This window comes from Acinetobacter sp. YH12129 (assembly GCF_013418685.1).
Lineage (GTDB): Bacteria > Pseudomonadota > Gammaproteobacteria > Pseudomonadales > Moraxellaceae > Acinetobacter > Acinetobacter amyesii.
Genome location: NZ_VPBP01000001.1, coordinates 52,415 through 65,744, shown reverse-complemented (window position 1 = coordinate 65,744; position 13,330 = coordinate 52,415). Strand labels below are relative to the sequence as shown.

The following is a 13,330-nucleotide window of genomic DNA, read 5'->3' as shown; positions in this document are numbered from 1 at the left end:
CCTCCTAGTTAAACCATGATTCGCGCGCTTTCATAATAAGTTGACCTGCTTTTTCAGCACCTAAACCTTCGATATCAGAGATATCGTCAGTGGCTTGATCTGCAAGATCATCTACAGTTACCACACCGCGAGCGGCAAGCGCATATGCGATTTCTTTAGTCACGCCTTCCATTGCAGCAAGCTCTTCGCTTGGCTCTTGGATGTTTTCTTGTTGCTTCAATGCATCAGCCAATGCAACTTCTTTTGCACGACCTTGTAGCATTTCAACAGTTTCAGCATCAAGTTCGATCTCATCGAATGTTTCCGCAGGAACATACGCGATTTCTTCTAATGATGTGAAACCCATTTCAACTAACGCCATCGCTAAGTCTTCATCAATATCTAGACGTGTAACAAACATATCTAAATATTGTTGCGCTTCGTTTTGTTGGCGTGCGTGATATTCTTCTTCAAGCATCATATTGAGCTTGTAACCAGTCAATTCAGATGCTAAGCGTACGTTTTGACCTTGAGAGCCAATTGCACGTGCTAACTGATCACTCGTTGCAAAAATAATATCTGCAGTACGTTCTTCTTCATCAATCACGATACCTGATACATCAGCAGGCTCTAGAGCACTTGCAATGTACTGTGCCGCGTCATCAGACCAAACGACTACATCAATACGCTCACCATTTAACTCTGATTGAACTGCTTGGATACGTGTACCACGCATACCAATACATGCACCTACAGGATCAATACGGTGATCGTTTGTTTTCACAGCGATTTTAGCACGAACGCCAGGTTGGCGTGCAGCAGCCTTAATCTCAATGATTTCTTCAGCAATTTCAGGAATTTCTTTCTTCATCAATGCAATGAGCATTTCTGGTTTAGAACGAGAAAGTAATAACTGAGCACCACGGCCTTCACGGTTTACGTTAAACAAAATCGCGTTCACACGTTGTTTAGGACGTAGAATTTCTTTAGCGATCATTTCTTCACGCGCAAGATATGCTTCTGCATTGTCACCTAAATCAATGATAAAGCCATCTTTGGTTTGTTTTTTCACTTCACCGTAGATGAGTTCACCAACTTTAGATTCGTAAGCATCTGCAATTAGTGCACGCTCTGCTTCACGAATTTTTTGAACAATCACTTGTTTCGCAATTTGTGCCGCAATTCGACCGAAATCAATCGATTCAACTTCAAGTTCACGAATATCACCAATTGCCCATTTTGCAGGATCTACATCAGAGATCGCATCTTGGCATGCTGGCATTTCGTGATCTTCGTCGGCAACCACTTCCCATTGACGGAAAGTACGGTAATCACCAGTACGACGGTCGATTTCTACACGTAGACGAGCTTCTTCCGAGTGAGTTCCCTCGTAGAATTTCTTCTTAGTCGCTGCAACTAAAGCTTGTTCAAGCGCTTCAAAAATTGCATCACGACTTACACCTTTTTCGTTACTAACCGTTTCTACTACGGTAAGAATTTCACGAGCCATAAGTCACCTATTCGTTCAGATTCTTATTTATTAAATTAATCTTGGAAAACCAGATTTGCTTTATCAATATTGTGGCTGTCAATATCCAACACTTGTTGCTTTTCAACTTCAACCTGAATCATTTCGCTTTCAAGGTCTACGCTTACAAGTTTGGCTTGGAATTTACGACGATTATCCACAGCACTGATCAAACGCAAAGCGACTTGCTGACCAATGTATGCCGTCATTTGTTCCAATTTAAAGAACTGACGATCCCAACCTGGAGATGACACTTCCAATGCATATTCGCCTGAAATTGGATCATGTACATCCAACATCGCCCCCACTTGCTGAGTGACACGAACACAGTCCTGCACGCCGATACCACGGCCTTGCTCAACTTCGCCATCTTCATTGATGACAGGTTCTGCATTTTCATCAACTTCACGGTCGATATAAATACGTAACAGTGAACGCTTACCTTGAGGTTGGAAATCAATCCCCCAAAGTTCTACATCACATGCTTGCACCGCTGGGGCAATTAAGTCCTGAAGTGCTTGAGTTTTATTTGATAGCTTCATTTACTCTCGTCAAATTTGTGCGATTCGATGGTCGAAATGACCACTACAGACCAATGCAAAACTATAGTAGTAGTGAAACATGACGGTTTGACCAAAATACTGTCGACACTACACGATAGCCAATAAAAAAGGGCGTAAATCGCCCCATTATTACACAGAAAACCATAGTCCACTGTGCAAAAAGGCCCACCTAGTTGTGAGCCTCTTTTAGAAACTTGGTAGCGGGAGCTGGATTTGAACCAACGACCTTCGGGTTATGAGCCCGACGAGCTACCAGACTGCTCCATCCCGCATCAACATGCAAAAATTATATACAATTTCTTGGTCATTTTCAATCTAAAACAACCTGAAGAATTGCCCTACTGAGTTGCATCTCAGAGGATTGGTAGCGGGAGCTGGATTTGAACCAACGACCTTCGGGTTATGAGCCCGACGAGCTACCAGACTGCTCCATCCCGCATCAACATCACAATGACTTTCAGATAAACTGCTTATATAGATTGTGCACTATATAAGATTGGTAGCGGGGGCTGGATTTGAACCAACGACCTTCGGGTTATGAGCCCGACGAGCTACCAGACTGCTCCACCCCGCATCAATATGCAAATAGTTCTCTCAGCTTTAAAAGCTGTCCATTTAAAAGTTTGCATCTTAAAAATAGAATTGATTGGTAGCGGGAGCTGGATTTGAACCAACGACCTTCGGGTTATGAGCCCGACGAGCTACCAGACTGCTCCATCCCGCATCAACAGAGTTTTGCTGCATACACCAACTTATGTTCTGGATTATAAGTTGGTGCGGAAGGGGGGACTTGAACCCCCACGCCCGAAAGCACTACCACCTCAAGGTAGCGTGTCTACCAATTCCACCACCACCGCAGCTGTGACGCATTCTAGTCGCAACACGTCAAAAAAGAAAGCGCTAAATAAATTATTCAGAGCTTTTTGGTGCAGTTGGCGAAGTTTCAGCCGATTTTACTGGCGCAGTCGGTACTGAAGAAATCGCATTCAGACTATAAGCATCTGTCGTTTGTTTCTTTGCAAATACAGCAAGTGTCAAGCTCGTAACAAAGAACAAAGCCGTTAAAATTGCAGTCAAACGGGTCATAAAGTTACCCGAACCAGACGCACCAAAGACAGTTGCAGCACCGCCGCCACCAAAAGATGCACCCGCATCTGCGCCTTTACCATGCTGAACTAAAATCAGCACGATCATTAAAATCGCTAAGATAATATGTACCACCAGCACAAACGTATGCATGCTGAACTCCTAATTATTTTGTATTTGCAAATGCTTGAGCAATTTTATAAAACGACTCTGCATTTAATGATGCACCACCGACCAGCGCACCATTGATATCCGGACAGGCTGCCAACTCTACTGCATTTTCAGGTTTTACACTACCACCATAAAGAATCGCAGTATGAAGTCCCATTGGGGTGATTTGGCTTAAACCTTCACGAATTTTAGCATGCATCGCTTGTGCATCTTCAGGTGACGCTGTTTTACCTGTACCAATGGCCCAAATTGGCTCATAAGCCACCACAATTTGTTTCCACTGCTCTGCTTGTACGACAGCAGCGATATCACATATTTGTTGTAACACAACCTGTTCTGCTTGACCGCTTTCACGTTGTTCTAAGCTTTCACCCACACAATAAATCACAGTCAAACCTGCGTTTAATGCATTTTTTACTTTTTCATTAATGATATGCGGTTGATCAGCAAAAATTTCACGGCGTTCTGAATGACCAATCAGTACAAATTCAACACCATAATCTTTTAATAGCTCAGCACTGAGCTCACCCGTATATGCACCTGTACCTGCAACGCGAGAAACGTCTTGTGCAACAGTCATGATGTTACGGCTAGCTTGTGCTAATTCATTTTGCACCGTGGTCAGAGCAATAGCTGTTGGTGCAACCCCAATATGGCATGCCGCTTCAGCAATATTTTGTTCATTTAATAATTGCTTAAAATTCTTAAGAAGTGCGCCAGCATCGGCTTGCAATGGGTTCATTTTCCAGTTACCCACTACCCAAGGCGTAATCGTCGAACCCGACATATTTATCCCACATGACAAAGATGAAATCGGGCACATTCTACACGTAATTCATAATTTTGAAGATAAATTTCAACACATTTGCATCTTCGAACCACACCAGTCATTCCAAGATCTTCACTTTTCTGTAAAAAAATTAAGCAGATTTAAGGACTGGTTCATGCTTTTTACCAATTCTTAGCTAGTGACAACACTTTAAGATATGGTATTTTTGTGCAACAAAAGTATAATTTTGCTATACCAATTATAAACAGACTGAAGCATAGGCAAGTAAAAGCATGACAGCAGTTCAAGGTTCTTCAAGATTTACGGGGTTTATTCGTCGCTTAGTTGACGAAGGGCATCTGTCTGCCGAAAAAATGCAAACAGCGCTGCAAAATTCAAAAAAGGCTCATCAAGATATCGTGCCGCATTTGATTCAGGAATATCAACTTTCAGCACGCCTGATCGCTGAAACCATCTCGATAGAGTTCGGTGAACCGGTTTTTGATATTTCGACTTATGACACCTCCTTAATTATTCGTGATGAATTTGAAGATAAGTTAATTACCAAGCATCGTATTTTGCCCATTTTTAAACATGGCAATTTATTATTCGTTGCGATCAGTAATCCCACCAATATTGAAGCAGTGGATGCCATTCGGTTTGGTAGTAAGCTGAATACCGAAACCATTATTGTTGAACATGACAAACTTGAAAAGTTAATTGAACAGAACTTCGCTGAAGAAAGTACTTTTGACTTTGATGATGACTTTGATCTTGATTTAGATAGTGAAACACCCGATCCATCTCAAGAAGATGAAGATGAGGCAACGGGTGATGAAGCGCCGATTGTTAAGTACATCAATAAACTACTAGTCGACGCAATTCGCATGGGTGCATCTGACTTACATTTCGAACCCTACGAAAAGACCTATCGCGTCCGCTACCGTGTCGATGGCGTGTTAAGAACAATTACAAATCCGCCCTTGCAGCTCGCTACTCGACTCGCTTCACGTTTAAAAGTCATGTCACAAATGGACATCTCGGAAAAGCGTATACCTCAAGACGGTCGTATCAAGTTAAAGCTTTCAAAGAACAAAGCTATCGACTTCCGTGTGAACTCTTTACCGACATTGTTTGGTGAAAAACTTGTTCTACGTATCCTTGATCCATCTAGTGCGATGCTAGGGATTGATGCGTTGGGTTATGAACCGGATCAAAAAGAACTGTTCATGCAGGCTTTAGAAAAACCACAAGGCATGCTACTCATTACCGGTCCAACGGGTTCCGGTAAAACCGTATCTCTATATACAGGTTTAAATATTCTCAACCGTGAAGATACCAATATTTCAACGGCCGAAGACCCTGTGGAAATTAACTTAGAAGGGATCAATCAGGTCAACGTAAATAATAAAGTCGGCCTCACCTTCTCTGCAGCCTTAAAATCATTCTTACGTCAAGACCCTGATATTGTGATGGTCGGTGAGATTCGAGATTTAGAAACGGCTGAAATTGCAATTAAAGCGGCTCAAACAGGTCACATGGTGATGTCTACACTGCATACCAATAGTGCACCTGAAACACTGACACGCTTACGCAATATGGGCGTGCCTTCATTTAACATCGCGACATCCGTGAACCTTGTCATTGCGCAGCGACTTGCACGTCGCCTATGTTCACAATGTAAAGAAACAGTAGACGTACCAAAACAAAGTCTATTGGAGCTTGGTTTTACCGAAGATGATTTAAATACACCAGAATTCCAAATATACCAGCCTGTGGGTTGTGCCGAATGCCGTGAAGGCTATAAAGGCCGTGTCGGTATTTACGAAGTCATGAAAGTGACACCTGAAATTTCAAGAATTATTATGGAAGACGGCAATGCCTTACAAATTGCCGAAGCTTCAAATCAAGCAGGTTTCAACAATTTACGCCGTTCAGGCTTAATTAAGGTCATGCAGGGGGTGACTTCACTTCAAGAAGTCAATCGTGTGACCAGTGAGTAAGTGAATTAGTATTTAAAAATAAGGATAAATTCATGGCTGTAAAAAAAGCGCAGATGATGCCAACCTTCAGTTATGAAGGCGTGGATCGCAAAGGGGCGAAAATCAAAGGGGAAATGCCTTCGCGTAATATGGCTTTAGCTAAAGTCACTTTACGTAAGCAAGGCATCACCATTAAAACCATTCGAGAAAAACGTAAAAACATTCTCGAAGGCTTGATGAAAAAGAAAGTATCCACTTTGGATATCACGGTATTCACGCGCCAACTTGCAACCATGATGAAAGCCGGCGTACCGCTCGTTCAAGGGTTCGAAATCGTGGCGGAAGGCTTAGAAAACCCAGCCATGCGTGAAGTGGTCTTGGGGATTAAAGGTGAAGTTGAAGGCGGCAATACCTTTGCAGGTGCACTCCGTAAATATCCGCAGTATTTCGACAACCTATTTTGCTCTTTGGTTGAATCAGGCGAACAATCGGGTGCACTTGAAACCATGCTGGATCGTGTTGCCATTTATAAAGAAAAAAGTGAATTGCTTAAGCAAAAAATCAAAAAGGCCATGAAGTACCCAGCCACAGTTATTGTGGTCGCGATAATTGTGACGATTATTTTGATGGTGAAAGTTGTACCCGTATTTGAAGGCCTTTTCAGTTCATTTGGTGCAGAACTGCCAGCTTTTACTAAGATGGTTGTCAATATGTCAAATTGGACTAAAGATTATTGGTTTATCATGCTTGTGGTTATTGCAATATTAATTGGTGGGTTTCTAGAAGCAAAAAAACGTAGCAAAGCTTTCCGAGACTTCTTAGACAAAGCTGCACTAAAAGCACCAATTTTTGGTGATTTGGTTTATAAAGCGATTATTGCCCGCTATAGCCGTACCTTGGCAACCACCTTTGCCGCAGGTGTACCTTTAATCGATGCACTAGAATCAACTGCAGGTGCAACCAACAACGTGGTCTATGAAACAGCGGTCATGAAAATTCGTGAAGATGTCGCGACTGGTCAGCAATTGCAATTCGCCATGCGTGTTACCGATAAATTTCCACCTATGGCAGTCCAAATGGTCGCTATTGGTGAAGAGTCTGGTGCTTTAGATGCCATGCTAGATAAAGTGGCGACACATTATGAGAATGAAGTAGATAATGCCGTTGATGGCTTAACCTCGATGATGGAACCCTTAATTATGGCTATTCTCGGGATTTTAGTAGGGGGGCTTGTTGTCGCAATGTACCTCCCAATCTTCCAAATGGGTTCAGTGGTTGGTTAAAACCAAGAAAAGGAAATATTTTGTTTACTGATTTTTTTAGCTACTTAATCAACAACCCAACTGCGATGTATATCGCAGTTGGGATTTTTAGTCTTTGCATCGGCAGTTTTTTGAATGTGGCGATTTACCGCACGCCGAAGATGATGGAACAAGAATGGCGCACGGATTGCCAACTGTTTTTACATCCAGACCAACCGATTATTGATGAAACAAAGATTACCCTAAGTACTCCTGCTTCAACCTGCCCAAAATGTAAAACGCCAATTCGTTGGTATCAAAACATTCCGGTTATCAGTTGGATTGTTTTACGCGGAAAATGTGGAAGTTGCCAAAACCCGATCAGTAGCCGTTATCCACTGATTGAGCTACTCACCATGATCTGTGCGCTGATTGTTGTTGCAGTTTTTGGTCCAACCATCCAGATGCTGTTTGGTTTGGTGCTGACTTATGTATTGATTGCATTAACCTTTATTGACTTTGACACCCAACTTTTACCTGACCGTTATACACTTCCTTTGGCTGCACTCGGGCTTGGCGTGAATAGCTATGCCATTTATACCTCTGCAACCTCAGCCATTTGGGGATATATCATCGGCTTCTTATGCCTATGGATTGTTTACTATTTATTTAAAATCATCACTGGCAAAGAAGGTATGGGCTATGGTGACTTTAAGCTTTTAGCTGCCTTGGGTGCATGGATGGGCCCTTTCCTGCTTCCACTGATTGTATTACTCTCTTCACTGGTGGGTGCAATCATCGGCATTATTTTGCTCAAAGTCCGTAAAGAAAACCAACCTTTTGCATTTGGTCCCTATATTGCCATCGCTGGATGGATCGCCTTTTTATGGGGTGATCAAATTATGAAAATTTATTTGGGTCAGTAAGGTCGTTGTATGACATTTGTCTTGGGTTTAACAGGTGGTATTGGTAGCGGTAAATCTGCTGCAAGCAATTGGTTTGAACTCCAAGGCATTCAAGTCGTCGATGCTGATATCGTTGCACGGGAAGTTGTCGAACCTGGTCAACCCGCACTGAATCAAATTCAGCAACAATTTGGTGATTGGGTTTTACTTGCAAATGGTGAGTTAAATCGGCGTGCATTACGCGAGCATATCTTTAAAGATCCTACAGCACGTCAAGCACTTGAAGCCATTACCCATCCAGCAATACGCCAGTCCATTATCCAACAATTAAACGAAGCCACTAGCCCCTATGTCATCTTGGTTTCGCCGTTATTATTTGAAACCAATCAACATGAATTGGCCAATCACACCTTGCTGATTGATGCCACAGAACAATTGCAAATTCAGCGTGCATCACAGCGTGATGGTCAAAATATCGAGCAAATCCAAAAAATTATTCAAGTTCAAATGTCACGTCAGGAAAAGCAAAAAATTGCCGATGATATCGTGCTGAATGATGGTCATTTAGATCATCTTTATGCGCAGCTTCGGCCGTTGCATCTCAAGTACTTAGCGCACGCTGAAAAAAGCTAAAGAAAAAAGCAGTCTTACTCAGACTGCTTTTTTTGTTGTTCGAGTTGCTGCTCTAGACTATCCTTTCGTCCCAACCATTTCCACGGTTGAATCGCTCCAATCCCCATCCCGACCAATCCGCACACAATTGCAAAACTTAAGGGTTCATTTAGCAGCGGCACCGCTAAAATCGCAGCAATAAAAGGTGCCAAAGTTACGATACTTCCGGCTTTAAATGCACCTAAGCGCTTGATCGCCTCTACATACGTTAAAGTCGCAATAATCACCACAAAAATACCGTGAAAGATGACTTGCCCAATGAGCTGCAGCGGCTCAGGATCGGACCAATGTTTAGGGAAAAATAGTAGGTAAATTGGTACAAATACCACGGCGGACCAAATCGCAACCCCCGCCATGGCATGCCAAGCAGAGAGCTTCCATTGCTTAAGCAATACCGTAAATATCCCCCACCAAATGGCACTAATAAAAAACAGCAAATCACCCAAACCAAACGCTACACCGGTTTCCACATACATCAGATAGCTCATTAAGCTAATAGCAGAAACCATAATGACCACACTGATCCAGGTATGCTTATCGAGCGGCTGTTTGAAGATCAGAAATGCGGCTATGGCCGTACATAAGGGAATACAACCATTGAGGAAAATTGCAGCATGAGCCGCAGGAGCATAATGAAATGCGCTATAGGCCGTTAAGCAATAGGTCACCCCACCGAGCATAGCGAGGATAAAAGGCTCTTTCTTCCATAAAAAAGCCGTATCTTTTTTATAAATCAAAATTGGCATTAAGATGCAAAATGCCAAAGCGAACCGGAGTGCTGTGATATCCCAAGCACTGATTCCCCAATTAGCACTTAAACGCGCCGTTAAGGTGAATCCTCCCCAAATACACATGGTAATGAACACATATAAATAACCTTGCTTTTGAGGAGACATCATCACTGCTATTTCAATTCATTATTACGTTGACGACATGCTTCATACAATGCCATACCTGTCGCGACACTGACATTTAGGCTTTGCAAATTTCCAGCCATTGGAATGTAAACAGTTTGATCACATTGCGCCTGAGTAATGGGACGCAAACCTGTATCTTCAGCACCCATCACCACACATACACCCGTACCTGTGAAGTCAAAATTTTGTATCGGCAAAGCTTTTTCATCTAGCATGGTGCCGACCACACGTACATTAAAGTCTTCTTTGATTTGAGCCAAGGTACGTGCCAAGTTCGTCACCTGAATAAACTTCACTTTTTCAGCACCACCTGCAGCCACTTTACGGGCTGTTGGGGTAAGTGTCGCTGAACGATCACGCGGTGCAATCACCGCTTCAACACCCATGGCTGCCGCTGTACGAATGCATGCACCAAGGTTATGTGGATCTGTAATATGATCTAATGCCAATAGCAACGCATTTGGATTGGCTTGTAATAAAGCCTCTAAATCTTTTTCGTTCAAAACTGGATGGGGGCGTACAGCAGCGACCACACCTTGATGGAACGGTTGTCCCGCAAGTTTTTCCAAACTATCACGACTAGCTTTTTGAATGCTGACACCAAACGGTTCTGCAAGCTCAAAAATACGTTTTAAACGCTGATCATCACGTCCTTTTAACGCAAATAAAGTTAAAACGCGTTCTGGCTCAAGTTCCAGTAATGACTCCACTGAATGAACGCCATAATAATATTCCGGTTTCGCCATGAACGACCTCTAAATTGCAAACTTCGATAAACTTTTGAACAGGGTATGATATCCCTAGAGCACAGCATAGGCTGCCAAAAAGAAAAATCCTGCAAAGCAAGCTTTACAGGATTTATGCTATGACACATAGTTTAACCGATTTGAGGTTAAAAAACTGTGCCTAAATTGATTGAATCATTAGCCTTCTAAGTGGCACACATAATCCAAGACTTCGTCTGTTTCAATTTTAAAACGGCTATTACCTGGCACGTAGAACGATTGGCCCGCACGGAATAATTCGCTTTCTTCGCTATCTGCAATTTGAACACGACATTCGCCTGAAATAATTTCCATACGTTCAGGTACATGAGTTTCAAAAGTCAGCGCTTGTTCAGTTGGAAGCAACACACCCAGTGTTTTCTTTGTTCCATCTTCAAATTGCACAGTATGGCTGATGCATAGACCGCCAAAATAAACATTTGATTTTTTGATTACCGATACATGATCAAACTGTGCTGACATGCGTTTTCTCCAGATAAAGCATATTTATAATATTTTGATCGATGTAGTTTAATTGTGCTGCAAAAACTAATCAATCTGTGTTGAAAACTGTGCGATAGATAATTACAAAAATCTGAGTACTGGATGTGCCCCAATTTCATCCCACTACCTCAACATTTAGAGTCTAAAACAAGCTGTGCTGTTGTACAAAATACTTTTTTGTTTCATCCACTAAAGTCCTAGTTAGGGTGATCGAAACGCTGAAAACTCTTTTCAAAAAAATAGCAGCGTGATGAATCATATTGGTAGATTTGAGTGACCAAATCATGACGTTTTATGGCAATAACACGCTAGATTAAATACAAGAATACATACACAAACGTGTTTTGTGAGGACTTGGCAGGATGTTGGATGGTTTAAGCTCACGTTATGCAAGATCATCTACTCTTTGCATCACAACACTACGTGCATACAGCGGATACGAAACTAATTTCTTATTAAACTGAAATTTAAGATAGAATTATGAGGTTTTTCGTCATCTTAAAATAAAACTTATCTTGTGACTAAAACAAAACTTAATTATCTTTAACTAGAACTTTTCGCAGCTCGGATGCGTTTATGCTGACACATTTAACTCTGATCAATTTTGCATTAGCCGACCATTTAGCCATCGACATTGAACAAGGCTTTAATGTCCTGACGGGTGAAACGGGTGCAGGTAAATCTTTACTTCTAGACGCATTATCAGCTTGCTTAGGTGAACGTACAGACACCAACTATGTGCGCTATGGATCAGACAAAGCCGATGTAACAGCGACCTTTAGCTATCAAGAGCACAGTCCTGAAGCGCTTTGGCTCAAAGAACACGAATTGGATGATGAGTCTGGCGAAATCCATTTACGTCGCGTAATTTTTGCAACAGGTCGCAGCAAAGCATGGATTAATGGACGTCCGAGCAGCTTATCTGAGTTAAAAGAAATTGGCCGCTTATTGGTACAACTCTATAGCCAACACAGCCAACAACAACTCTTGGAACCGCCTTATCCAAAACATTGGCTAGATCGCTATTACAATTTTTATCAGCCTGCTCAAGCCGTGCGTGATGCCTATAGCAAGTGGCAAAAGGACATTCGACAGCACCAGGCAGCACTCGATGCCCAAGCCACACGTAAGCAACGGATAGAAACGCTTGAACTTCAATTAGAAGAACTTGAAGACCTTGTGCAAACGGACTACAAAGAAATCGAGCAAGAATTTGACCGTCTCAGTCATCATGAACATATCATGCAGGATTGTAGCTATGGTCTAAATGCCCTCGATGATGCCGAGCAAAATATCAATCAAGAAATGGGCGCGATCATTCGTCGAATTGAATCGCATGCAGGACGTAGTGAACAACTTTCTGAAATTTATACGTCGCTGCTGAACGCTCAAAGTGAAATTGAAGACGCGACAGCAAATTTACGTCAGTTTATTGATCGTCAAAGTTTCGATCCTGAACGTATGGACGAATTAAACACTAAACTCGAAGTTTTTCATCGCTTAGCGCGTAAATATCGTACTCAGCCTGAAGACTTAAAAAATGATTATGATGCGTGGCAGCTTGAGCTTGAACAATTACATCAACTTGAAGATCCTGAAACCCTAGCTGAACAAGTGGAAGTGTCTCATCAAGACTTTTTAGCCAAAGCACAGCATTTGGATGATATTCGTCGTGAAGCGTCTACCCCATTGGCGAAACAATTGACTGAACAAGTGAAGCAGCTCGCGCTCCCAGAGGCTCATTTTGAATTTAAGTTTGAGCCTCTAGAACAAGCTTCAAGTGAAGGTTTAAGCTTTATTCAACTCCTGTTCACCGCAAACAAAGGGATTCCTGCTCAGCCTTTAGCACGCGTGGCATCGGGGGGGGAATTGTCACGTATTGCCTTAGTCATGCAAGTGATGAATGCTGAAAAAACCGAATCCGAAGTGTTAGTCTTTGATGAAATTGATGTCGGGATCAGTGGCGGAACGGCAGAAATTGTGGGGCGTTTGTTGGCTGATTTGGCGCAGCATGTTCAAATTCTATGTATCACGCATCAAGCGCAAGTCGCTGCCCAATCTGACCAACATCTCTTGGTGAAAAAACGTCAAACGGATCCTGCAAGCAGTACAATTATCGAATTAGAAGAAGATGATCGGATCCAAGAGCTGGCTCGAATGACTGGTGGTGTGGAGATTAGTCAAACGACCTTACAACACGCAAAACAGTTGCGACAATTAAAATTTCAACATAGTTAATTTTTGATGCT

The 13,330-nt window shown here is 42.3% G+C and carries 12 protein-coding genes and 5 tRNA genes; 5 read left to right on the top strand and 12 right to left on the bottom strand.

From position 1 onward, the window contains the following. Nucleotides 1-4 precede the first annotated feature (4 nt). The 9 genes from nusA to tpiA form a co-directional block, all read right to left on the bottom strand. A complete protein-coding gene (gene nusA, locus FTU65_RS00335) occupies nucleotides 5-1,489 on the bottom strand; it encodes a transcription termination factor NusA (RefSeq protein ID WP_180010651.1) in 1,485 nt (494 codons plus the stop codon). A 35-nt stretch (nucleotides 1,490-1,524) separates the two neighbouring features. Continuing rightward, nucleotides 1,525-2,049 carry a ribosome maturation factor RimP gene (gene rimP, locus FTU65_RS00330; protein WP_078189416.1) on the bottom strand — a complete coding sequence of 175 codons (525 nt, stop codon included), beginning with the start codon at nucleotides 2,047-2,049 and terminating at the stop codon, nucleotides 1,525-1,527. Between the two features lie 216 nt (nucleotides 2,050-2,265). Next, nucleotides 2,266-2,342: transfer RNA gene (locus FTU65_RS00325), tRNA-Met, on the bottom strand. A 90-nt stretch (nucleotides 2,343-2,432) separates the two neighbouring features. Then, nucleotides 2,433-2,509, bottom strand: a tRNA-Met gene (locus tag FTU65_RS00320). 58 nt (nucleotides 2,510-2,567) lie between these two features. Beyond that, a tRNA-Met gene (locus FTU65_RS00315) sits at nucleotides 2,568-2,644 on the bottom strand. A gap of 73 nt (nucleotides 2,645-2,717) precedes the next feature. Further along, a tRNA-Met gene (locus FTU65_RS00310) sits at nucleotides 2,718-2,794 on the bottom strand. A gap of 48 nt (nucleotides 2,795-2,842) precedes the next feature. After that, a tRNA-Leu gene (locus tag FTU65_RS00305) sits at nucleotides 2,843-2,927 on the bottom strand. 52 nt (nucleotides 2,928-2,979) lie between these two features. Then, nucleotides 2,980-3,309, bottom strand: coding sequence for a preprotein translocase subunit SecG (gene secG, locus FTU65_RS00300; protein WP_180064875.1), 330 nt, complete (start codon nucleotides 3,307-3,309; stop codon nucleotides 2,980-2,982). A gap of 13 nt (nucleotides 3,310-3,322) precedes the next feature. Next, a complete protein-coding gene (gene tpiA, locus FTU65_RS00295) occupies nucleotides 3,323-4,114 on the bottom strand; it encodes a triose-phosphate isomerase (RefSeq protein ID WP_180039974.1) in 792 nt (263 codons plus the stop codon). Between the two features lie 275 nt (nucleotides 4,115-4,389). On the opposite strand from tpiA, the gene pilB reads away from it, so the two are divergent. The 4 genes from pilB (at nucleotide 4,390) to coaE (ending at nucleotide 8,857) form a co-directional block, all read left to right on the top strand. After that, nucleotides 4,390-6,099 carry a type IV-A pilus assembly ATPase PilB gene (gene pilB, locus FTU65_RS00290; RefSeq protein WP_180064876.1) on the top strand — a complete coding sequence of 570 codons (1,710 nt, stop codon included), beginning with the start codon at nucleotides 4,390-4,392 and terminating at the stop codon, nucleotides 6,097-6,099. A 32-nt stretch (nucleotides 6,100-6,131) separates the two neighbouring features. Then, complete coding sequence (locus FTU65_RS00285; protein ID WP_180059132.1) at nucleotides 6,132-7,361, top strand: type II secretion system F family protein; 1,230 nt, start codon at nucleotides 6,132-6,134, stop codon at nucleotides 7,359-7,361. A gap of 65 nt (nucleotides 7,362-7,426) precedes the next feature. Next, nucleotides 7,427-8,245 (top strand): A24 family peptidase, encoded by an 819-nt coding sequence (locus FTU65_RS00280; RefSeq protein WP_180064909.1) that lies wholly within the window; start codon nucleotides 7,427-7,429, stop codon nucleotides 8,243-8,245. Nucleotides 8,246-8,254: 9 nt separating this feature from the next. Next, nucleotides 8,255-8,857, top strand: a complete 603-nt coding sequence (gene coaE, locus FTU65_RS00275) for a dephospho-CoA kinase (protein ID WP_168378206.1) — start codon at nucleotides 8,255-8,257, stop codon at nucleotides 8,855-8,857. A 14-nt stretch (nucleotides 8,858-8,871) separates the two neighbouring features. Here the strand turns inward: coaE and FTU65_RS00270 are convergent, their stop codons facing one another. The 3 genes from FTU65_RS00270 to FTU65_RS00260 all read right to left on the bottom strand — a co-directional run bounded on the left by FTU65_RS00270 (nucleotide 8,872) and on the right by FTU65_RS00260 (nucleotide 11,060). Further along, a complete protein-coding gene (locus FTU65_RS00270) occupies nucleotides 8,872-9,792 on the bottom strand; it encodes a DMT family transporter (protein ID WP_168378261.1) in 921 nt (306 codons plus the stop codon). 8 nt (nucleotides 9,793-9,800) lie between these two features. After that, a complete protein-coding gene (gene rlmB / locus FTU65_RS00265; protein ID WP_168378207.1) occupies nucleotides 9,801-10,559 on the bottom strand; it encodes a 23S rRNA (guanosine(2251)-2'-O)-methyltransferase RlmB in 759 nt (252 codons plus the stop codon). Nucleotides 10,560-10,736: 177 nt separating this feature from the next. After that, the gene (locus FTU65_RS00260) at nucleotides 10,737-11,060 is read right to left on the bottom strand and encodes a pyrimidine/purine nucleoside phosphorylase (protein WP_067763086.1); all 324 of its coding nucleotides are present in this window, start codon (nucleotides 11,058-11,060) and stop codon (nucleotides 10,737-10,739) included. 597 nt (nucleotides 11,061-11,657) lie between these two features. On the opposite strand from FTU65_RS00260, the gene recN reads away from it, so the two are divergent. Further along, nucleotides 11,658-13,319: a DNA repair protein RecN gene (recN, locus tag FTU65_RS00255; RefSeq protein ID WP_180008045.1), complete on the top strand. Its 1,662-nt coding sequence runs from the start codon at nucleotides 11,658-11,660 to the stop codon at nucleotides 13,317-13,319. The last annotated feature ends 11 nt before the right edge of the window (nucleotides 13,320-13,330 follow it).

Coding starts and splice junctions, on each gene's coding strand:
- FTU65_RS00280 (WP_180064909.1), top strand. CDS start 7,427: ATGTATATCGCAGTTGGGATTTTTAGTCTTTGCATCGGCAGTTTTTTG.
- rimP (WP_078189416.1), bottom strand. CDS start 2,049: ATGAAGCTATCAAATAAAACTCAAGCACTTCAGGACTTAATTGCCCCA.
- rlmB (WP_168378207.1), bottom strand. CDS start 10,559: ATGGCGAAACCGGAATATTATTATGGCGTTCATTCAGTGGAGTCATTA.
- coaE (WP_168378206.1), top strand. CDS start 8,255: ATGACATTTGTCTTGGGTTTAACAGGTGGTATTGGTAGCGGTAAATCT.
- recN (WP_180008045.1), top strand. CDS start 11,658: ATGCTGACACATTTAACTCTGATCAATTTTGCATTAGCCGACCATTTA.
- tpiA (WP_180039974.1), bottom strand. CDS start 4,114: ATGTCGGGTTCGACGATTACGCCTTGGGTAGTGGGTAACTGGAAAATG.
- FTU65_RS00260 (WP_067763086.1), bottom strand. CDS start 11,060: ATGTCAGCACAGTTTGATCATGTATCGGTAATCAAAAAATCAAATGTT.
- FTU65_RS00270 (WP_168378261.1), bottom strand. CDS start 9,792: ATGTCTCCTCAAAAGCAAGGTTATTTATATGTGTTCATTACCATGTGT.
- nusA (WP_180010651.1), bottom strand. CDS start 1,489: ATGGCTCGTGAAATTCTTACCGTAGTAGAAACGGTTAGTAACGAAAAA.
- FTU65_RS00285 (WP_180059132.1), top strand. CDS start 6,132: ATGGCTGTAAAAAAAGCGCAGATGATGCCAACCTTCAGTTATGAAGGC.
- secG (WP_180064875.1), bottom strand. CDS start 3,309: ATGCATACGTTTGTGCTGGTGGTACATATTATCTTAGCGATTTTAATG.
- pilB (WP_180064876.1), top strand. CDS start 4,390: ATGACAGCAGTTCAAGGTTCTTCAAGATTTACGGGGTTTATTCGTCGC.